Source organism: Pseudofrankia coriaricola (assembly GCF_001854805.1).
Taxonomy (GTDB): domain Bacteria; phylum Actinomycetota; class Actinomycetes; order Frankiales; family Frankiaceae; genus Pseudofrankia.
The window spans coordinates 22,759-42,047 of record NZ_MBLO01000210.1; the positions used below are offsets into that span (position 1 = coordinate 22,759).

The 19,289-nt window shown below is 70.8% G+C and carries 16 protein-coding genes; 4 read left to right on the forward strand and 12 right to left on the reverse strand.

The window, feature by feature from the left end; genetic code table 11:
• Positions 1-6: 6 nt before the first annotated feature.
• Genes phnK through phnG form a run of 5 tightly spaced genes read right to left on the reverse strand, consistent with a single transcriptional unit; the run spans position 7 to position 4,141 of the window.
• Positions 7-786, reverse strand: coding sequence for a phosphonate C-P lyase system protein PhnK (phnK, locus tag BCD48_RS23275; RefSeq protein ID WP_071050511.1), 780 nt, complete (start codon positions 784-786; stop codon positions 7-9).
• Positions 783-1,748, reverse strand: a complete 966-nt coding sequence (locus tag BCD48_RS23280) for an alpha-D-ribose 1-methylphosphonate 5-phosphate C-P-lyase PhnJ (protein WP_083419070.1) — start codon at positions 1,746-1,748, stop codon at positions 783-785. Before BCD48_RS23280 ends, phnK begins: the two co-directional genes overlap by 4 nt.
• Entirely contained in the window at positions 1,745-2,965 is a 1,221-nt protein-coding gene (locus tag BCD48_RS23285) for a carbon-phosphorus lyase complex subunit (RefSeq protein ID WP_083419071.1), read from the reverse strand. The genes BCD48_RS23280 and BCD48_RS23285 overlap by 4 nt, the downstream gene beginning before the upstream one ends.
• 4 nt (positions 2,966-2,969) lie before the next feature.
• Positions 2,970-3,614, reverse strand: coding sequence for a phosphonate C-P lyase system protein PhnH (phnH, locus tag BCD48_RS23290; RefSeq protein WP_071050512.1), 645 nt, complete (start codon positions 3,612-3,614; stop codon positions 2,970-2,972).
• Complete coding sequence (gene phnG / locus BCD48_RS23295) at positions 3,611-4,141, reverse strand: phosphonate C-P lyase system protein PhnG (RefSeq protein ID WP_083419072.1); 531 nt, start codon at positions 4,139-4,141, stop codon at positions 3,611-3,613. The genes phnH and phnG overlap by 4 nt, the downstream gene beginning before the upstream one ends.
• Before the next feature lie 152 nt (positions 4,142-4,293).
• Between phnG and phnF the strand changes: the two genes are divergently transcribed.
• From phnF to BCD48_RS23305, 3 genes are all read left to right on the forward strand, one after another.
• Positions 4,294-5,049 carry a phosphonate metabolism transcriptional regulator PhnF gene (gene phnF / locus BCD48_RS23300; RefSeq protein WP_071050514.1) on the forward strand — a complete coding sequence of 252 codons (756 nt, stop codon included), beginning with the start codon at positions 4,294-4,296 and terminating at the stop codon, positions 5,047-5,049.
• 32 nt (positions 5,050-5,081) lie between these two features.
• The gene (locus tag BCD48_RS51520) at positions 5,082-5,225 is read left to right on the forward strand and encodes an antitoxin VbhA family protein (RefSeq protein WP_157910558.1); all 144 of its coding nucleotides are present in this window, start codon (positions 5,082-5,084) and stop codon (positions 5,223-5,225) included.
• 408 nt (positions 5,226-5,633) lie between these two features.
• The gene (locus BCD48_RS23305; RefSeq protein ID WP_071050515.1) at positions 5,634-6,422 is read left to right on the forward strand and encodes a Fic family protein; all 789 of its coding nucleotides are present in this window, start codon (positions 5,634-5,636) and stop codon (positions 6,420-6,422) included.
• Between the two features lie 180 nt (positions 6,423-6,602).
• Here the strand turns inward: BCD48_RS23305 and BCD48_RS23310 are convergent, their stop codons facing one another.
• The 4 genes from BCD48_RS23310 to BCD48_RS23325 all read right to left on the reverse strand — a co-directional run bounded on the left by BCD48_RS23310 (position 6,603) and on the right by BCD48_RS23325 (position 13,367).
• Positions 6,603-7,385, reverse strand: a complete 783-nt coding sequence (locus BCD48_RS23310; RefSeq protein ID WP_071050516.1) for a DUF1883 domain-containing protein — start codon at positions 7,383-7,385, stop codon at positions 6,603-6,605.
• 102 nt (positions 7,386-7,487) lie between these two features.
• Positions 7,488-11,576 carry a vitamin B12-dependent ribonucleotide reductase gene (locus tag BCD48_RS54005; protein WP_083419073.1) on the reverse strand — a complete coding sequence of 1,363 codons (4,089 nt, stop codon included), beginning with the start codon at positions 11,574-11,576 and terminating at the stop codon, positions 7,488-7,490.
• A 328-nt stretch (positions 11,577-11,904) separates the two neighbouring features.
• Positions 11,905-12,372, reverse strand: coding sequence for an ATP cone domain-containing protein (locus tag BCD48_RS23320; protein WP_241841949.1), 468 nt, complete (start codon positions 12,370-12,372; stop codon positions 11,905-11,907).
• 659 nt (positions 12,373-13,031) lie between these two features.
• Positions 13,032-13,367 carry a hypothetical protein gene (locus BCD48_RS23325; protein ID WP_071050518.1) on the reverse strand — a complete coding sequence of 112 codons (336 nt, stop codon included), beginning with the start codon at positions 13,365-13,367 and terminating at the stop codon, positions 13,032-13,034.
• A 434-nt stretch (positions 13,368-13,801) separates the two neighbouring features.
• Between BCD48_RS23325 and lexA the strand changes: the two genes are divergently transcribed.
• A complete protein-coding gene (gene lexA / locus BCD48_RS23330) occupies positions 13,802-14,650 on the forward strand; it encodes a transcriptional repressor LexA (RefSeq protein ID WP_071050519.1) in 849 nt (282 codons plus the stop codon).
• Between the two features lie 264 nt (positions 14,651-14,914).
• On the opposite strand, the gene BCD48_RS23335 is transcribed toward lexA, so the two are convergent.
• The 3 genes from BCD48_RS23335 to dapF form a co-directional block, all read right to left on the reverse strand.
• A complete protein-coding gene (locus tag BCD48_RS23335; RefSeq protein WP_083419074.1) occupies positions 14,915-16,210 on the reverse strand; it encodes a hypothetical protein in 1,296 nt (431 codons plus the stop codon).
• 234 nt (positions 16,211-16,444) lie between these two features.
• On the reverse strand, positions 16,445-18,022 hold the full coding sequence (hflX, locus tag BCD48_RS23340; RefSeq protein WP_198543359.1) for a GTPase HflX: 1,578 nt from the start codon (positions 18,020-18,022) through the stop codon (positions 16,445-16,447).
• A 365-nt stretch (positions 18,023-18,387) separates the two neighbouring features.
• A complete protein-coding gene (gene dapF / locus BCD48_RS23345) occupies positions 18,388-19,278 on the reverse strand; it encodes a diaminopimelate epimerase (protein WP_083419075.1) in 891 nt (296 codons plus the stop codon).
• Positions 19,279-19,289 lie beyond the last annotated feature (11 nt).

The following is a 19,289-nucleotide window of genomic DNA, read 5'->3' on the forward strand; positions in this document are numbered from 1 at the left end:
GTCGGATCACCCCTGGAGGATCGAGGAGACGAGGAGCTGGGTGTAGGCGGCCTGGGGGTCGTCGAGCACCCGGTCGGTGAGGCCGGACTCGATGACGCGGCCGTCCTTCATCACCAGGGTTCGGTGCGAGATGAGCCGAGCCACCGCCAGGTCGTGCGTGACGATGATCACGGCCAGGCCGAGCTCGGCCACGAGCGAGCGGATCAGGTCGAGAAGGCGCGCCTGCACCGACACGTCAAGGCCGCTGGTGGGCTCGTCCATGAACACCAGGCGTGGCGAGACGACGAGGTTGCGGGCGATCTGCAGGCGCTGGCGCATGCCGCCGGAGAAGGTGACGGGAGCGTCGTCGATGCGATCGACGGGGATCTCCACCCGCCGCAGCCACTCCGCCGCGGCGGCGCGGATGCGGCCGTAGTGGCGCCAGCCCGTCGCCATCAGCGGCTCGCCCACGTTGCCGCCCGCGCTCACATGCATGCGCAGCCCGTCGGCGGGATCCTGGTGGACGAAGCCCCACTCGGTGCGCCACAGCCGGCGCACCGCGCTCTCGCCGATCTCGGACAGGTCCGCCGCCCAGCCGTCGGCGGTGCGGTAGCGGATGCTGCCCTCGGTCAGGCTGAGGCGCTGGGAGAGCGTGCCGAGCAGCGTCGACTTCCCCGATCCTGACTCGCCGACCACGGCGATCACCTCGCCGGGCCACAGGTCGAGGTCCACGCCGCGGCAGCCCCAGCGGTCGCCGTAGCGGTGGCCCGCGTCGCGGACCTCCAGCAGAGGTTGCGCGCCGCTCACGCGGTCACCTCTTCGTCGACGTCGACGTCGATCGCGGCGGCGGCCGCGCGTTCGCAGTGGTCGGTGTCGGAGCAGACGAACATCGATCCGCCGACGTCGTCGGTGATGACCTCGTCGAGGTAGATGCCGACGGAGCCGCAGATCGCGCAGGGCTCGTCGAAGCGCCGCGGTTCGAAGGGGTGGTCCTCGAACCCGAGGCTCTCGACGTCGGTGTAGGGCGGCACGGCGTAGATGCGCTTCTCGCGCCCGGCGCCGAACAGCTGCAACGCCGGATTGCGGTGCATCTTCGGGTTGTCGAAGCTGGGGATCGGGGACGGCGCCATGAGATAGCGGCCCGCGACCATGACGGGGTAGTCGTAGGTGGTCGCGACGTGGCCGTACCTGGCGATGTCCTCGTACAGCTTGACGTACATGAGCCCGTAGTCCGCCAGGGCGTGCAGACGGCGGGTCTCGGTCTCGCGCGGCTCCAGGAACCGCAACGGCTCGGGCCCCGGCACCTGGTAGACGATCGTCTGCCCTTCGGCCAGCGGCGTCTCGGGAATGCGGTGGCGGGTCTGGATAATGCTCGCCTCGTCGGTGCGCGTCGTCGTGCGCACCCCTGCGACGGCGGCGAAGAACGAGCGGATCGACACGGCGTTGGTGGTGTCGTCGGCGCCCTGGTCGATGACCTTGAGCACGTCGTCCGGCCCGATGATCGCGGCGGTCACCTGGACGCCGCCGGTACCCCAGCCGCGCGGCATGGGCACCTCGCGCGAGGCGAACGGCACCTGGAAACCGGGGATGGCGACGGCCTTGAGCAGCGCCCGGCGGATCATCCTCTTCGTCTGCTCGTCGAGGTAGCCGATGTTGTAGCCGCTGGGTCCCGGGGTCCCCGCCGGGTCCGCGACAGGGTTCCCGCCGGAGCGGCGCAGCCCGGGGTCCGTGCCATCTGGGAGGTCCGCGATCGGGGAGGTCTGGCTCATGCTGGTGCCTCCGTGAGGGTGAGCTCTCGGCCGGCGGGTGTCCCGTCAGCCGAGGCCCTGGCTTGGCCCGAGATGACACCGACCGCGCCGGCTGGCGCTGGGTTGATGGGCCCGGCGGCGCCCGGCCCGGCGGCGGCACGCTCGCGGAACTCGGCCTGCAGGCGGCGGACAAGCCCGAGCTCGGCCTGGAAGTCGACGTAGTGCGGCAGCTTCAGGTGCTCCACGAAGCCGGTGGCCTGCACGTTGTCGCTGTGGCTGATCACGAACTCCTCGTCCTGCGCCGGGGCGACGACACGCTCGCCGAACTCGCTGGCGCGCAGCGCCCGGTCGACCAGCGACATCGACATGGCCTTGCGCTCGCCGCGGCCGAAGGCCAGCCCATAGCCGCGGGTGAACTGCGCGGGGGTGTCGGCGTTGCCCTGGAACTGGTTGATCATCTGGCACTCGGTGACCTCGACGCGGCCGAGAGGGACCGCGAACCCGAGCTCGGGTGCCTCGAACTCGACCTCGACCTCGCCCACGCGGATCTCGCCCGCGAACGGGTGCGTGCTCCCGAAGCCGCGTTGCGTCGAATAGCCGAGCGCCAGCAGGAACCCCTCGTCGGCGCGGGCGAGCGCCTGCAGCCGCCCGGCGCGGCTCATCGGGAAGACGGGGGGCTCCCGGGTGAGGTCGGCCGGCTCCGGGTCGCCGGTGCCTGTGCCGGGTGCATGGTCGGGTTCGATGAGCGCGCTCGCGCCGAGCAGGTCGGTCACGCGCGGCATCTCCGGCCGCGGTCCGGCCGCCGGGCCGGCCGCCGGGTCGATCCGCGGGCCCCCGGTGTCGCGATCGGTGAACAGCCGGTGGGTGTAGTCGAAGGTGGCGCCGAGCTGCTGGCCGCCGGGCAGGTCCTTGAAGGCCGCCGAGATGCGGCGCTGCGGGGGCAGCCCGGCCGTGTCCACCGGCAGCGTGTAGCCGAAGCGCGGCAGGGTCGTGCGGTACGAGCGCACCAGCGTGACGGCCTCCAGCACGTCGCCCTGCGCCTGCAGGATGGCGCGCGCCGCCAGCTCCGGGTCGTACAGCGACCCCTCCGTCATGACGCGCGCGACCAGGACCCCGAGCTGGCCGGCGACGGCGGCCCGCTCGATGCGCGGCAGGCCCAGATCCCCGCGCCCCTGCTTGGCGAGCAGAGCGTGGGCGTTGGCGATGGCGCGTTCCCCGCCCTTGACCGCGACGTACATCGACTCAGTCCTCCTGTCCGGTGTCGGCGGCGAGGCGGGTGGTGCGCGGCAGCGCGGCGACCGCGCCGGAGCCGACCAGCAGCAGGTCGACGCCACGCGGGAAGAGCTCCGCGTTGCGGCGCCACGCGTCGGCGAATCCGTCCGGGGCCCAGGGGGCCGCGAGCGTGGCGACCCCATCGATGCCGGGCCCCCGCGCCGTGAACCGGGCCGGCCCCGCGCAGCCGCGGATGTCGAGCACGACCGTGGCCGACAGGTGGGGTGCCTCATCCGTGCCGAGTGCCAGCGACGCGAGCGGCGGCAGCGTCTCCGGGGCGGCAATGACGAAGCCGGCCGCCGCCGGGCCGTCGGCGCGGCGCGCGCCGGTGTGGAACGCGAGCCAGGCGGCGGTCTCGGCGTCGCGGCCGAGCGCCCCGCCGAGCCAGACGGCGCAGTCCTCGTCGAGCAGGGCCAGCGCGACGGCGGCAAGGCCCTGACCGAGCACGGTGGGCGCCTGGGCGGGCCCGGCCAGCGGGTACGAGCGCGTGGGGTGGGCGAGGGCGTCGAGCACGGCGCGGAAGGCGCGCTGCGCGTCACACGTGGGGTCGGCGAAGCCGGGCGCGGGCAGCGTGGGCACAGGAACCGCGGGCACGAAGCCCGCCGCGGGGGTCATTCGTGCTCCCGGGCGACGGAGAAGAAGTCGACGTGCGTGCTGCGCGCCTCGGCGCCGCGGATGCCGTCACGTTCGACGTGTGCCTGCTCGAGCGGCGCGATGACCTCAGCCAGGACCCGCTCGCGCTGCTCCGGGTCGGCCAGCAGGCCGTCGAAGATGGCCGCGAGCCGGGCGTGTTCGAGGTCGGTGCCGAGCACGTAGGAGGTGCCGACGGCGTCGGTGGCCAGCGGCTCGCCGTGCAGGCGCACGGCGGCGCGGGTGACGGTGGCCTCCCCCAGGTTGAAGCGCGCCCCGCCGCCGTCGATGCGCGCCCGCACCATCACGAGCCCCGCCTCGGGACCACGGACCGCCTGCACGGCCGGCTTCGGTGCCCAGCCCCGCCAGGCCGCCGAGAGTGCGTCCCTGCTGGCCATCGCGAGCGTCCGCATCCACCGTTGCCGGGCGGCCACTGCCTCACCGGGAGCCTCAGCCTCACCGGGAGCCTCAGTCTCGCCGGGGGCCTCAGTCGGGAGCGTCTGTGGTGTCACAGCATCCTCCGTCAAGTTGTCCAGCTATCTAGACAACTTGACAGTACCCCAACACGGGGAATTGGCGCTACGACGCATAAGTAGCGATCTGTCCGACAGCAGATGAACGCCCGGGGAACGCGGCGGCGGAGGTGGGTAGAGTTCCGAACGCCATGACGACACAGAGCAGGTCCCCCAGCGGATATGCCACCTGGCGGCTCATCGCCGAGGAGCTGCGCCGGGAGATCGTCGGCGGCGCGCGGGCGGCCGGCGCGAAGCTCCCACCCGAGGGCGAGCTCGCCGAGCGTTTCGGCGTGCACCGCAACACCGTGCGCCAGGCCGTGGCCGCACTGGCCGCCGAGCACCTCGTCGTCTCCCGCCGCGGCAGCGGGACCTACGTCGCCGAGCACACCGTGCTGGTGCACCGCATCGGCGCGCGCACCCGTCTCAGCGACAGCCTGGGCAGCCGCGGCAACGCCTCACGCCGGCTCCTCGCGTCAGCGGTCGAGCCAGAGCCACCCGCCGAGGTCACCGAGCGGCTCGCCCTCGGCGGCGGCGCGGGCCTGCGACTCGAGACCGTGGTCTCCGTCGACGGTCTCCCCATCTCGCGCGGCACGCACTGGTTCGCGGCCGACCGCGTGCCGGGGCTCGCGGAGCGCTTCGACGCCACCGGGTCGATAACCGCGGCGCTGCGGACCGTCGGGATCGACGACTACATACGGGCCGCGACCACGGTCAGCGCGCGGCACGCCAGCGCGGCCGAGGCGGCCGATCTGTCGCTGACGGCCGGATCGGTCGTGCTTGTCACACGGTCCCTCGACACGCTGACGGATGGCACGCCGCTGCAGCTCGGCATCACCCGATTCGTCGCCGCCCGCGTCGAGCTGGACGTCGGCCACCCGGACCTCGACCTCGACGGCTCGGCGTAACAAACCCACGGCATGGCGAACGGGCGCAGGCGGTGATCGAGGCCGCCGCCTCGCTGCGCGCGGAAGGGCTCGATGCTGACCCGGACGTCACCGCGATCACTGGCCGGTGGGCCCGCGGCGAGATCAGCACGACACAGATGCGGGAGTCGGTCCGCCGCCTCTACGGGGCACGGTGACCGATGATCCCTACACCAACCCGGCCGACGGAGTCCTGCGCAACTGCCTCGGCATCACCGACCCGGCGCGGCTCCGCAGGGCCGGGTCGGGCCTGGCTCAGGCAGCCCTCGCGGACCTGGCGATTCCTGGTCTACCTGTAGCTGCGATCTGGACCACCTGCGCAGATTCCACCGCGAGATCGGCGCCTCGGTGTCCAGCACACGGGCGTCGGCATCGACCTGACGAGAATCTTGGCGCGGCGCGCGGGTGGGAGCCACTGCCCGGCCGCGGCCACTCGACTGGGTACTCCGCTTGGGGCGGTGCGTGCGCCGGTCAAGCACCTGGATGTCCCGCCGTCCCCGTATCGTTGGATCACAGGCCGGGTCGCGACGCGCAGCCGGTCCTGCAAGGTCCCGGAAGGTGCGATCATGCCGACGAGCAAGGCCATGCTGGGTGCCCTCGGGTTCACGTGGGACCGGTCCGCGGTGCGCCGAGACATTCCGAGGTTCTCGGTCGAGCGCGCCATCTGGCGCTTCCAACGGTCGCTCCCCGAGTATGTATGGGACGCTGCGGTGCTCGAGGGCAACCCGTTCACCTACCCCGAGGTCCAGACGCTCCTGGACGGGATCACCGTCGGCGGCCGAAAGATCAGCGACGAACGGCAGGTCCTGAACCTCGCCGAGGCGGCAGGCGAGCTTGCCCAGCTCGTCAAGACGCACGAATTCCGCCTGTCCAAGAAGGTCTCCGACCGTCTCCAGCTCCTGCTCGCCCGTGACGAGGCACTGGAGTCGGGCCATTTCCGCGGCGAAGGCAAGGAGACACTCACCCCGGGTGTCAGCCTTGGGGAGTTCGGCCGTTACTTCCCCCCCGCGACCGAGCGCGGCGGCCAGAACCTGCGCCGCATCCACTCTCAGGGGCTGGAGTTCCTCACGGCCGACGTGGACGAAGAGTTCGAGCAGGCGATCGCCTATTTTCTCTTCGGCTCACTACAGCAGTTCTACTACGACGGCAACAAGCGCACCGCGCGCTACATGATGAACGGCCACCTCATGTCCCAGGGCATGGACGCCATCAGTGTCCCGGCCGCGCGCCGCCACGAGTTCAACGCCGAGATGGTGGACTTCTTCCGCCACAAGGACGGCACTGGCATGTTCGGCTTCCTGACATCCTGCCGACTCGCCGCGGACGATGGGGTGCTACCGCCGAGCGGCAGCTAGCGCCTTCCGGACTGCTGGCACAGGACATGGCCGTCCAGCCCGGACATGTACCGGTCGAGGAGCACCTCGGGTTATCGCAGGAACGTGCACCACGACGTTGATATCGACGTCACGGGCGTTGACTTCGATATCGTAGTCACGACTCATGACGTCAATATCGAAGTCGGTATGCCCGCACCGTCACACAGACTTCACTGGCCGCACAACTTCGATGATCTCCGTCGCGATCTCCTCGATCGTAAACTGCCCGGTGCTCCTCGCGATCTTATCCACCAGCGAAGGACTTGCGGCCATTACCTGGTCCTTCGTGATGTTGTGCCAGATCGGCAGCAGGCTCTGCTCCCCAGAGACGTAGCGGGTGACAAGCCCATCCAACTCGTACTGGGGCCAGCCCTTCCTGAAGAAGGACTCCGAAAGTACCACAACGCCGAAGCGACTCCGCGCGAGTCCCCCATCGATCTTGCGCCTCAAACTGTCACCAATCTTGAGTTCAAGCGTGTCGAGCCATACCCTCAGTCCTGCCCGACGCAAGTACTCGGCGAGCGGTGTTGCAACTGCAGCCTTGTCCTCGCTCGCGTGGGAGATGAAGACATCCCACCATTCGTCGTCGTGGACGACCTCCGCGGGAGGTGGGTCGTCGAGCCGGATCCGACTCAACGGAGCGGCGTCGGCGACTGGACGGAGTGGCGCCAAGGGTGGCGGTTCCACGGACACGTTTGCGCGAGTCCTTCCTTGTAGACCCATCAGGTCAATGGTCGCGTACCAGCGACCATTGCTCGGGACAGGAAGTCGTACCGGCGATCGCTTGGCGAGGCCACCCGAATAGCGATGACGGCGGCCACTCTTGAACGCTTGGAAGTTGCTGGAGTCCATGAGTCGGACATTCGCGGCACTGCCCTGCAAAGAAATGACAACTACCGAGCCGCGCTTCAGATGACCAAGATCGTAGTAGTTCAACGCCATCTAGCCGATCTTTCTCGCCGTGGCGATGGGATAAGCCCTGGGTAGGCACGACCGCTAGCGCCTACCCAGGGATTGTTGCATCCGCTGCAATATTGCTTGTACCTAACTGCAGCCGCTGGTGGAGCCGCACTGTTCGCAGACGTAGCAGCTGCCGGCCGGGCGCATCGTCACGCCGCAGGTGAAGCACAGTGGGGCGTCTACCGCCGTCTGCGCGAGCAGCGACTGACCCGGCGCGGCCGCGCGGAGCTCCAGCTCGACGAACTCAGGCCCGTGCGCGCGCGCCGCCGCCGAGGCGGCCGGGCCGGCGGGCGTGGCCGCCTCGGCCCCGGCGGGGCCAGCCGTCGGCACGGTCAGGTCCTCGTCGGCGGAGGCGGCGCCCCCGCCGTACTGGGTGGAGACCTGGCGGGTGCGCTCGGAGGCGGTCAGGATGCCGAGCTCGGCGCGCTGCTCCTCCGAGAGGTAGTCCAGCGCGAGCCTGCGGAACAGGTAGTCCAGCACCGACTGGGCGATCCGGACGTCCGGGTCGTCGGTCATGCCGGCCGGCTCGAACCGCATGTTGATGAACTTCGAGACGTAGGTCTCCAGCGGCACGCCGTACTGCAGCGCTATCGAGATCGCGATCGAGAACGCGTCCATCACGCCGGCGAGGGTGGAGCCCTGCTTCGACATCTTGACGAAGATCTCGCCGAGGCCGTTGTCCGGGTAGGAGCCGGCTGTCATGTAGCCCTCGGCCCCACCGACCGAGAACGACACCGTCTGCGACGGCCGGATCTTCGGCAGGCGTCGCCGCACGGGCCGGTGGTCGGCCGGCGTGGCCGCGAGGGCGGTCCCGCTCGTGCCCGCGATCGACTCGGCGATCGCCTTCGCCTCGTCCGCCGACCGCTTCGCGCCCCGGACGTCGGTCAGCGGCTGGCCGACCTTGCAGTTGTCCCGGTAGATCGCCAGCGCCTTCAGGCCGAGCCGCCAGCCCTCCAGGTAGATCTCCTCGACCTCGTCGACCGTGGCCGACTCCGGCATGTTCACCGTCTTCGAGATCGCCCCGGACAGGAACGGCTGCACCGCGGCCATCATCCGCACATGGCCGATCGGCGCGATCGCCCGCTCGCCGATCGCGCAGTCGAACACCTCGTAGTGCTCGGGGCGCAGGCCGGGCGCGTCGACGACGTGGCCGTGCTCGGCGATGAACTCGACGATCGCCTCGACCGTCTCCTCCGCGTAGCCCAGCGCCCGCAGCGCGGCCGGCACCGTCTGGTTGACGATCTTCATGCTGGCGCCGCCGACCAGCTTCTTCATCTTCACCAACGCCAGGTCCGGCTCGATGCCGGTCGTGTCGCAGTCCATCGCCAGGCCGATCGTGCCCGTCGGGGCGAGCAGGCTGGCCTGCGCGTTGCGCCAGCCGTTCTTCTCGCCGACCGCCAGGCACTTCTCCCATTCCTTGGAGGCGACGGCGAGAATCCGCGCGTCCTCGGCGTGCGAGCTGCGCACCGCGTCGTTGGCGGCGGCGTGCTTGCGCATCACCCGACGGTGGCCGTCGATGTCCCTGGCGTAGCCGTCGTACGGGCCGACGACGCCGGCGAGCTCGGCGGAACGGCGGTAGGCCGTGGCGGTCATCAGTGAGGTGATCGCGGCGGCGAGCGTGCGGCCGCCCTCCGAGTCGTAGGCGCGGGCGCTGGCCATGAGCAGCGCGCCCAGGTTCGCGTACCCGATGCCCAGCTGGCGGTAGGCCCGGGTGACCGCGGTGATCTCCGGTGTCGGGAAGTCCGCGAAGCAGATCGAGATGTCCATCGCGGTGATGATCAGCTCGACGGCGTGGACGAACCCCTCGACGTCGAACGTGCGGTCCGCGCGCAGGAAACGCATCAGGTTCAACGACGCCAGGTTGCAGCTGGAGTTGTCCAGATGCATGTACTCGCTACACGGATTACTGGCCGAGATCCGGCCGGCGTCCGGCGTGGTGTGCCAGTCGTTGATGGTGCCGTCGTACTGGATTCCGGGGTCTGCGCACTCCCAGGCGGCCTTGGCGATCTTTCGCATCAGCTCGCCCGCGTCCACGGCCTCGAGGACCCGGCCATCCAGGCGCGCGCGCAGGTCGAACGTGGCACCGGCCTCGACTGCGCGCATGAAGTCGTCCGTCACCCGCACCGAGTTGTTCGCGTTCTGGTACTGCACCGACGCGATGTCCTTGCCACCCAGGTCCATGTCGAACCCGGCGTCACGCAGCGCGCGGATCTTGTCTTCTTCGCGCGCCTTCGTCTCGACGAACTCGACGATGTCGGGGTGGTCGACGTCCAGTACCACCATCTTCGCGGCCCGCCGCGTCGCCCCGCCCGACTTGATCGTGCCCGCCGACGCGTCCGCGCCGCGCATGAAGCTGACCGGCCCGGAAGCCGTCCCTCCGGAGGACAGCAGTTCCTTCGACGACCGGATCCGCGACAGGTTGAGCCCCGAGCCCGACCCGCCCTTGAAGATGAGCCCTTCCTCGCGGTACCAGTTCAGGATCGATTCCATGTGGTCGTCGACCGCGAGGATGAAGCAGTTGTGCACTCGCACGCCATTCGAGAGGTACTCGCCACTCTCGGTTTGAATGTCGTACACCGGCATACGGCCGAGCGGCTCGACCCGGTCGATCACCAGAGTCTTGACCTCGTCCGCACCGTGGCCGGACAGATCGAACGACCTCTCCAGCTTCGTCGCCTTGGCCGGGTCGATGAAACCAATCTCGTCAGCGAAGATCCGCCGGTCGCCGGCGTTCTGGAGCCGGATCCCCCAGGTGTCGTGCCGGTCGGGGCGCGGGTCCGCCTTGCGTCCGACCCGCGCGAAGATCCCGAACCGGGCGAGCAGCGCCTGTACACCCCGGACCAGTTCCTCACAGATCATGTCGAGGCCGACGAGGGTAGAGCGCTCCCGGGCCGAGACGTAGCCCTCGGCTTGGAAGAGGCTGCGCAGGTAGGCGGCGGCCACGGGCAGCGGGGCGGCGAGCAGCCGCTCCGGCACGCGCATGTCCGCGCCGCGAGTCCGCAGACCCCACCGGGTGACGAACTCGTCCAAGCAGCTGCCGTAGAGCCGAAGACGGCGGCAGTCGAGGGTGTTGTCCTGGGTAACCACCCTCCGCTCGTGGCGGTGGACATCCGGAAACACGACGTCGATGGCAGCTGTCACCCACGCGCGCTCCGCGTCGGTGACCGTCATCGCCTCGATGGTCAGCGAACGGTTCGTTCCCTCGTACTGCCCGACGAAGCCGTCCGACTGCAGCCAGCCGGCAAGGGCCGCCTCGGCAATCTCCCTTGAGGTGATCTCGCGCTCCCCGGGAGCAACGGTCCGGTGCCACTGCAGCTGGTCACCGGCCCGCAGGCCACCGGCGGGAACGAACGCACCGCCGTTGCCCGGGCGTCCGCGCCAGACGAGGTGGTCCCCGGTCACATCGAGAGCGTGGCCGGCCTTCGTCCAGATACGCAGAACTTCTTTGACGCCATTGGACTTCGTGGCGACGACCTTCGTCAGGCCGTGGGCGTCGAAAACCTTGGTGCCGACCCGGTTGTTCTCGACGAGCTCGCCGATCGGAATCAGGCCTTCGGGCGTGCTCACCAGCGCGTCGTAGGGCTGGCACGCCGAGACCTGCTGCGGGGCCGTGGTTCCGACGTTGAACCAGACGGGGCTGTTGAAGCTGAACATCTGGTGCAGGAGCATGTGGGTGAGCTCGTGCTCGAAGATTTCCGCGTCCTCGTCGGAGGCGAAATAGCCGTTCTGGCGGCCGGCCTTCCCGTACGACCCGACGACCCGGTCGATCAGCTGGCGCAGCGACGACTCGCGCTGCGGGGATCCGACCGCGCCGCGGAAGTACTTGCTGGTGACGATGTTCGACGCGTTGATCGACCAGGACTCCGGGAACTCGACGCCACGCTGCTCGAAGTTGATGGAGCCGTCCCGCCAGTTGGTCATGACGACGTCCCGCTTTTCCCAGGTCACCTGGTCGTACGGGTGCACACCGGGCTTGGTGTTGCGGCGCTCGATCCGCGGGCCGGTCGCCCGGCCGGCGCCGGCCGTGCCCGCTCCACTGGCCGGGCCGTCGCCCGCGTCGGGGACGGTCGCGGCTTTGCGCGCCGCCTCGACAGGGACGGCGGGCTTCCCGACGGTCGAGGCGGCCTTACCGTTGGAGCTGGCCTTCTGCTTCGTGCCGCGGGTCTCCGTCATGACGCTCCTCAGCTCTGCTCGTCTCTGGGGCCGATCGCGGGCATGCCGAAGAGGACCGGCGGCCACGCGACCCGGATCCGGCCGGAGGATGCGCGGTCACGTCTTACCGCATATCCGCAGGCCTCTGATACTTCGACCGAAGGACGCGTGATCATGATATCTCGCGCACCCGAAGGCCTTTGCCGATGTTGTGTGGGATCTGATCGCGCCCGACGTGCGACGCGCTGGTGACCCGCCGCGCGCCGGACGCCTTCCGCGCGCTGTTCACGTTGCGGCCGGCGGCTCCGCCGGCTTCCGGTCTTGGGCCTCGGGCCGGGCCGCCCGGGGCCTAGGGTCTGGTCGACACGGGCGACACGGCGGTGACGACGTCGTCCGGCACGTCCTGCCCGGCCAGGTCGGCCCGCAACTGAGCGATCGCCCGCTCGAAGTCGGCGAGCGACTCAAACGACAGGTAGACGGACGCGAACCGCAGATAGGCGACTTCGTCGAGCTCACGCAGCGGGCCGAGAATCGCCAGGCCCACATCCTCGGCCGGGACCTCGGCGGCGCCGGACGAGCGGACCGTGTCCTCCACCCGTTGGGCGAGCCTGGCGAGTTCCTCCGAACTCACCGGGCGGCCCTGACAGGCCTTGCGGACGCCCGCGACGACCTTCGCTCTGCTGAACGGCTCGGCGGCACCGCTGCGCTTGCGCACCCGCAGCGAGGCCTCTTCCATGGTCGTGAACCGCCGCCCGCAGGAGGGACACGCCCGCCGGCGCCGGATGGCCGCGCCCTCATCGGCCTCCCGGCTGTCCATCACTCGGCTGTCGGGATGCCGGCAGAACGGACACCGCACGGCTCCTCCCCTCTTTACGGCCCACCAGGAACAACCACGGGCGCGTGTGAACACGTCCCCGTTTCAGCCCCGCCCCGGGCCTCCCCGGTGCATGGCTGACGCACGACCTGACGACCTGACCTGGAAGCTCCGACGAACGCGCCGCGACGGCCCACCGGGACGGTCGTCCGCGGCTCCGGTGGATCGCCGGCTCTCCCGGCAACAAGCTGTGGACGACTTACAGGTGTGTAACTACCAGATGTTGTGCTACCACAGTAGCGCATGCCCGGATCGCCCGTGAGCATGCCCCACGCGCGTGTCGAATCCCACCCAGCCAGATCCCGGTCGGCCGTGACCGTCCCGGCCGGTGGTCCCACCCGTCGCCGCAGGTCGCGGAGCGCCACGCGCAACCTCGTTCACGAGGCGTGACGTTCCGCTGCCCCACACCTCTGGGTCAGACCACATCAGGGCCCACGCCGCGCGTATCCAGCGCGGCGGTCGCAAGTCTGGCGACGGGCGACCAGGCCGCGCGGGCAGCGGCGGACGATCAGGCGGCGGTGCGCTGGCGGGTGACAACAGCCTGGCGCCCGCGTCGACCATATGGCCAACGTGGGCGCCAGGTAGAGGAGGGCGGCCGCCGGTCAGGCGGCGGCAAGCGCCCAGTGAACGGCCAGCCAGACAGCACTGGTGGCGCCCCAGAGGGCGAGAGCGAGCAGGAGCGCGGCCACAGCCCGGCCGCGGCTGGTCAGCCGCAGCGCGGGCGTCTGCCGGCTCGTCCGCCGGCGGCCGGACCTCGCGCCGGCGACCGGATGCTCGGCCGCCACGGCCCGCGCGAGCGGGCTGGGCACCGGCGGCGGGGCAGCGCTCGCCGGGCGGCGACGTGTTGTCGGTACGGGCAGGGCAATCACGTCGGCGCCGTCCGACTGTCGCGCGGCCGGGCGCCCTGGGACCAGGGTGGCCCCACGCGGGTTCGTCACGCCAACCTCCTAGCGGCCGGGCCGTCACCCGGCACAGCTCGTCAAGCGAAGCTCAACCAACGTCGGGGAGTCCGGGGCGGGAGCCATCGATGAGCCGAGCCGACGGATCACCGAGGGAGTCATCCCCGGCAGACATCTGGGGCCATCGGAAAGCTAGCCCAAGATCTACATATGGCGGCGACCGGCAGCAGTGGCCGGTAGCTGGGGTCAGGACGGGGACAGGGCCCGCTTCGAACTGATGGTCGATTCTTACACGCACAAGGCCGGCAGAACACGCAGACACGCTCGAACGCCTGTTTGAGATTCACGCGCCGCCGGGCTACGGTCGTCACACGATCGGGCGCAACCCGACTCCCCTTATCCACAGGTGAAACCCTGCGGGAGCCGGCGGCCCGGTCCAGCAGCATGACCTCGAGGCGAGGAGAATCTAGGCCATGACCACGCAGGGCAGGGGTCCGCGCAGGGCCGGTCGCCCGTCGGCGAGCCGCGATGAGGAGAGCGGTGGCACCGTGCGCGACTTCCCCGACGGCCCCGTCGACGACGACGGCCTGACTCCCCGTCAGCGCAAGGTGCTCGAGGTGATCCGCAATGCGGTCGAGCGGCGCGGCTACCCGCCCAGCGTGCGCGAGATCGGCGAGGCAGTGGGCCTGACCAGCACCAGCAGCGTCGCGCACCAGCTCAAGATGCTCGAGGACAAGGGCCTGCTGCGCCGCGACCCGAACCGGCCGCGGGCGATCGAGGTGGTCTCCCCCGAGGGCGGCCGGCCGGTCAGGCCGATTCCGAAGACTCGTCAGGCGGCCGGCACGAGCAGGGCCCGGGGCGGCGCGAACCCGCTGCGGGTGCACACGCTCGACCCAGCCGGCGACGCGCTTGCCCGCGAGGGCGACGAGAAGGACGCGTTGACGGCGGCGACGGCCTACGTGCCGCTGGTCGGCCGGATCGCCGCCGGTGGGCCGATCCTCGCCGAGCAGGCGGTCGAGGACGTGCTGCCGCTGCCGCGCGAGATCGTCGGCGAGGGCACGCTGTTCCTGCTCCGCGTCGTCGGTGATTCGATGATCAACGCGGCCATCTGCGACGGTGACCTGGTGGCCGTCCGCCAGCAGCCAGTCGCCGAGAACGGCGAGATCGTCGCCGCGCTGATCGACGGAGAGGCGACCGTCAAGCGGCTGCGCCGCCGCGACGGCCACGTCTGGCTCCAGCCGGAGAACCCAGCCTTCCACGACATCCCCGGCGACGACGCCACCGTCCTGGGACGGGTAGTCGCCGTCATGCGCCGGGTCTAGGGCCGTCCCGCGGCGGACGCTCCGCGCCCGCCGCCGGGCGCGGCCTGTCGGGCGCTGAGCGCCCTCCCCACCTGGTTCCAGGTACAAGCGTATGACGGGGGCTGGTCTGGTCCGGGGCCGACGACGTGGTCCGGTTAGTGCAGCGCTGATGCGCCGTCACCAGCGGTGGTTGGGTTGCGTAGTCGCGCTCCCGTCAGGCAGCTTCGCCTGCGCCCAACGTGACGTCTCGGGGTCGAACTCGGCTGGCCGACGATCCAAAGTTGGCTAGTTGGGTTCGGCCTTGCGGCGTATCGAGTAGTGCAGGACGAGGAACGGCAGGCCGAACACCCAGAACTCGTGTTCGGCCCGCAGTTCGCCGTCCTGGACGTAGACGTCGAGTTGCTCGGCGAAGCCGTGGACCACGGCGGCGGTCAGCTCCTTCGTCTCCGCGTCCACGTAGGTCAGATAGTGCCCGGGCTGGTCCAGGTCGCCGCGACTGGAGAGGACCAGGCCTCCGCCGGCCCGCGCGCTCGGCGCCAGGGTGGCCGTGAAACTGGCCCGCGGCAGCGGGAACCCGACGCTGACGTAGCCCCGGCCATCCCGGCGGTAGGTCGTGTAGATCCCGACGAACAGGGGCTCGTCGTTGTCGACGTAGGACCTGATCCAGCCCCGGACGCTCACCGTGCCGTAGCCCGCACGGCTGATCGTGTCGATCCGGCTGTGAACGCCGCGCTGCGCCTCACGCTGGTTCATGGGCACATTCGCCTGCCCGAGCGGGCGCGCCAGCAGCGTGCGGTAGAGCAGGTAGCCAGGCCGAACCCATAGCCGCCACCGCGGAACGATGTCGAGCGTGAACCGCGTCGTGTGCTCGTAGAACTCGCGTACCAGCGGGGCGACGGCCGCGGGATCGAACTCCGGGCCCGCCAGATCGTCCAGCGAGGCGACGATCCCGACGTCGGGCGCGGCGGCCTGGTAGTCGCCGCCGAGCCCCTCGGCCAGGTCGCGTACATAGCCCGTCCCGACATAGCGGGTCCTGGCCACCAGCGGGACCACGAACGGCAGGTCCTCGGCGCTGACCCGCTCAGCGAGCATCGCCACCTGCGGGTCGCGGAAGATCCCCGCCGACGCGGTCCGGAAGACGAGCACGGTGGCGCTGCCGACGAGCGCGGCCGGGACCCCGCCCCAGAGCAGCCAGCAACCGGAACCGACAGCGAGACCCACCAGCGGGCCGACTACCACCTTCTGGGGACGAAGCCCGAGCGCGCCGGCCAGCCCGCCGATGACCAGGCCCACGACGATCGGCCCGGCCCCGGTCACCGCTCCCAGGGCCCAGGCCAGGGGCGCGGCGATCGCCGTGCTCATCACGATTCGCGACCACAGCGCGGGAATCTGGCCGGGACGTTGTCGCGCCCGCGCGACCGCCTCCGAGACCGTCACCAGCAGGCCGCAGACCACTGCCGCCACGATCATGGGAAGAACGCCCCACCGGGCGGCGAGGGACAGCCCGGCAACCGCGCCGATGACAGCGGCCAGCCCGAGCGAACCGGACCTGTCAGCCTTGCCCGGTTTCTCCACGACCACGTCACGAACCTATCGGCCGCCCGGAGAAACCTCGGCGATATGTCGGTGGGCGATCAGGCGGAGCTCTGCATCCGACCAGCTCTGCATCCGACCGGACGTCACGGTCATCTGATCCCGCTCGGCATGGCCAGGCCGGCGGTCCAGGGACACGGACCCGTGTCCCTGGACCGCCCCGTAATCCTGGACCGCCGAGAACGTCAGGACGCTGCCGGCGCGTCGACGCGGAACGCCGCGCTAAGCGTCGATGCGCTGGCGGAAGGAGTCCAGCTCGGCGGCGAGACCCGCGGAGACGCGAGCGCGAAGCTCGGTGCCCGCCGCGGTGTGGGCCTGGTCGAGGACCTCGCCGGACTTGTGGATCCGGGCGACGAGATCCCCCCGGCTGTACGGAACGAGGACGTCGACCTCGACCTGCGGATGCGGCACCCGCGCGGCCAGGGCCTCCACCAGCTCGGCCAGGCCGGCGCCCGTCCTCGCCGACACACACACCGCGTCGGGCGCGATTCGCTTGATACCCGCGACCGTCGTCTTGTCGGCGATGTCGGTCTTGTTCACCACGACCAGCTCGGGCACGTTGCCGGCGTCGATGTCGTTCAGCACCTCGCGCACGGCCGAGATCTGCCCGATCGGGTCCGGATGCGAGCCGTCGACCACATGGACGATCAGGTCCGCGTCGGCGACCTCTTCGAGCGTGGAGCGGAACGCCTCGACGATCTGGTGCGGCAGGTGGCGGACGAAGCCAACCGTGTCGGTGAGCGTGAACACCCGGCCGTCGGGCAGCGTCGCGCGGCGCACCGTCGGGTCCAGGGTGGCGAACAGCGAGTCCTCCACGAGCACCCCGGCGCCGGTCAGCCGGTTGAGCAGCGACGACTTGCCGGCGTTGGTGTAGCCGGCGATCGCCACCGACGGCACCGCCCCGCGACGCCGGGACGACCGCTTGGTCTGGCGGACGGTCTCCATCTCGCGCAGCTCGCGGCGCAGCCGGGCGATCCGGGCGCGCAGCCGGCGCCGGTCCGTCTCGATCTTCGTCTCACCGGGGCCGCGCGTACCGATCGGGGCGCGGCCACCGGACGCGGCCTGCCGGGACATCGACTCACCCCAGCCTCGCAGCCGCGGCAGCATGTACTGCAGCTGCGCGAGCTCAACCTGCGCCTTGCCCTCCTTGGATGTGGCGTGCTGGGCGAAGATGTCCAGGATGAGCGCCGTCCGGTCGATGACCTTGACCTTGACGACGTCCTCCAGCTGGCGTAGCTGGCCCGGGGTGAGCTCACCGTCGCAGATCACCGTGTCGGCGCCGGCCGCCCGGACGACCTCGGCCAGCTCCTTGGCCTTGCCGGAGCCGACGTAGGTCGCGGGGTCCGGCTTGTCCCGGCGCTGGACGAGCGCGTCGAGCACCACCGAACCAGCGGTCTCGGCCAGCTGGGCAAGCTCCGCCATCGAGGTCGTGGCGTCCCTGATCGTGCCGACGGTCCACACGCCGATCAGGACCACCTGCTCCAGCCGAAGCTGGCGGTACTCGACCTCGGTGACGTCGGTGAGCTCGGTGGCGAGCCCCGGCATCCGGCGCAGCGCGCCGCGTTCCTCGACCGCCAGCTCATCGCCGGCGTCATCGTAAAAACCGAGGCCCGGCAGTGTGATCGCGCCGCCTGCGTCGCTGGCGCCGGTGTTGGCCGCCAGCACCCTGGCGACAGCCTCGGAAGTGTTCCCGTCGCCCCGCGCAGCGCTACGGCCCTCGTCGATCCCGTTCGCGGAATCGGCTGGAGAGCTGAGCCGGCGGGCCGGGTTGGTCAGTGCGGATTCAGCGGGAAGACTCATACCGTCCGTTCCAACACGACCGGCCCGTGCTTCGATTCCGCGCGGCGACCGGTCGGCCTAGTTGTCCGGGATGTGCGTTCGGGACCGCCTGCCCCGGTGCCGGTTCCCCCGCGACCGATGTGCTCCGGTGTTCCGGCCTCGGTCGTCAGGCTCTTCTCGGCCTCTCTGGCGGCCCGGCATTCGGGCCCGAACGCTCGGGCTCTCCGAACGACGGGCACGGGCACAGGATCCCCATCTTCACCCCGCTGGCACGGGAACCGCCGCGCCTCCGGTGAGGGTAGCGTGCCACGTCCCGCCTGCTCTCGCGACGGGATTTCCGCGGAAGACCACGGCCCGGCGGGCTGGCAGGTCCCGCGGCCGGCGGCCTAGACGGAGCCCGCGGCCAGGGCCGGCTGGCTGTCGCGCGCCGCGGCTGCCAGCCAGTCGGGGCGCAGCAGGCCGTCGCTGACCAGCACGGCCGGGCCGCGCAGCCGGACCTGGTCGTCGTCCCACAGCACCGTCAGCAGCCCGCCCGGCACCCCCACCGGCACCGCCACCCCGGGCCCGAGGCCCGCCCGGGTGGCACTGGCCACCGCGACGGCGCAGGCCCCGGTCCCACACGACAGCGTCTCGCCGACGCCACGCTCGTACACCCGCATCGCCACGGCGTCCGGCGCACCGATGACGATCTCGACGTTCACGCCGTCAGGGAAGACATCCGATGACACGTCCGGCGGCCTGGTCAGGTCGAGGGCGGCGAGGTCCGCCGGGCTCAGGCCGTCGGCGAAACAGACGGCGTGCGGGTTGCCCATCGACACCTGGGTGGCCCGGAAGGCCCGGCCGGCGACCGTCACGGTCACCGCGTCGAGGGAGCCGACCGACGGAGGCCCCATCTCGACCGTCACCTCACCCTCGGCGGGCACGTCCGCGCCACGCACCCCCGCCCGGGTCAGGACGGGAATCAGGCCGGGCCGCTCGTAGCCGGCGTCGACGAGGTAGCGGCCGAAGACCCGCAGCCCGTTGCCGCACATCTCCGCCAGCGACCCGTCCGCATTGCGGTAGTCCATGAACCATCGGGCCGCGTCAGGCCGTGCCACCGGCTGAGAGGCCCGCGGCTCGGCCGCGGCCAGCACCACCCGCAGCACGCCGTCGGCTCCGACACCGGTCCGCCGGTCGCACACCGCGCGCACCAGCTCCGGCGTCAGGTCGAGGTCGCCGTCCGGGTCCGGCACGATCACGAAGTCGTTGCCCGTCCCATGCCCCTTGACGAACCGCACCCGGCGATCCT

What these genes read in the sequence shown, in the direction of transcription:
- BCD48_RS23280 (WP_083419070.1), bottom strand. Translation starts at nt 1,748, where the DNA reads ATGAGCCAGACCTCCCCGATCGCGGACCTCCCAGATGGCACGGACCCC.
- BCD48_RS23285 (WP_083419071.1), bottom strand. Translation starts at nt 2,965, where the DNA reads ATGTACGTCGCGGTCAAGGGCGGGGAACGCGCCATCGCCAACGCCCAC.
- phnH (WP_071050512.1), bottom strand. Translation starts at nt 3,614, where the DNA reads ATGACCCCCGCGGCGGGCTTCGTGCCCGCGGTTCCTGTGCCCACGCTG.
- phnF (WP_071050514.1), top strand. Translation starts at nt 4,294, where the DNA reads ATGACGACACAGAGCAGGTCCCCCAGCGGATATGCCACCTGGCGGCTC.
- BCD48_RS23305 (WP_071050515.1), top strand. Translation starts at nt 5,634, where the DNA reads ATGCCGACGAGCAAGGCCATGCTGGGTGCCCTCGGGTTCACGTGGGAC.
- BCD48_RS23310 (WP_071050516.1), bottom strand. Translation starts at nt 7,385, where the DNA reads ATGGCGTTGAACTACTACGATCTTGGTCATCTGAAGCGCGGCTCGGTA.
- BCD48_RS54005 (WP_083419073.1), bottom strand. Translation starts at nt 11,576, where the DNA reads ATGACGGAGACCCGCGGCACGAAGCAGAAGGCCAGCTCCAACGGTAAG.
- BCD48_RS23320 (WP_241841949.1), bottom strand. Translation starts at nt 12,372, where the DNA reads ATGGACAGCCGGGAGGCCGATGAGGGCGCGGCCATCCGGCGCCGGCGG.
- lexA (WP_071050519.1), top strand. Translation starts at nt 13,802, where the DNA reads ATGACCACGCAGGGCAGGGGTCCGCGCAGGGCCGGTCGCCCGTCGGCG.
- hflX (WP_198543359.1), bottom strand. Translation starts at nt 18,022, where the DNA reads ATGAGTCTTCCCGCTGAATCCGCACTGACCAACCCGGCCCGCCGGCTC.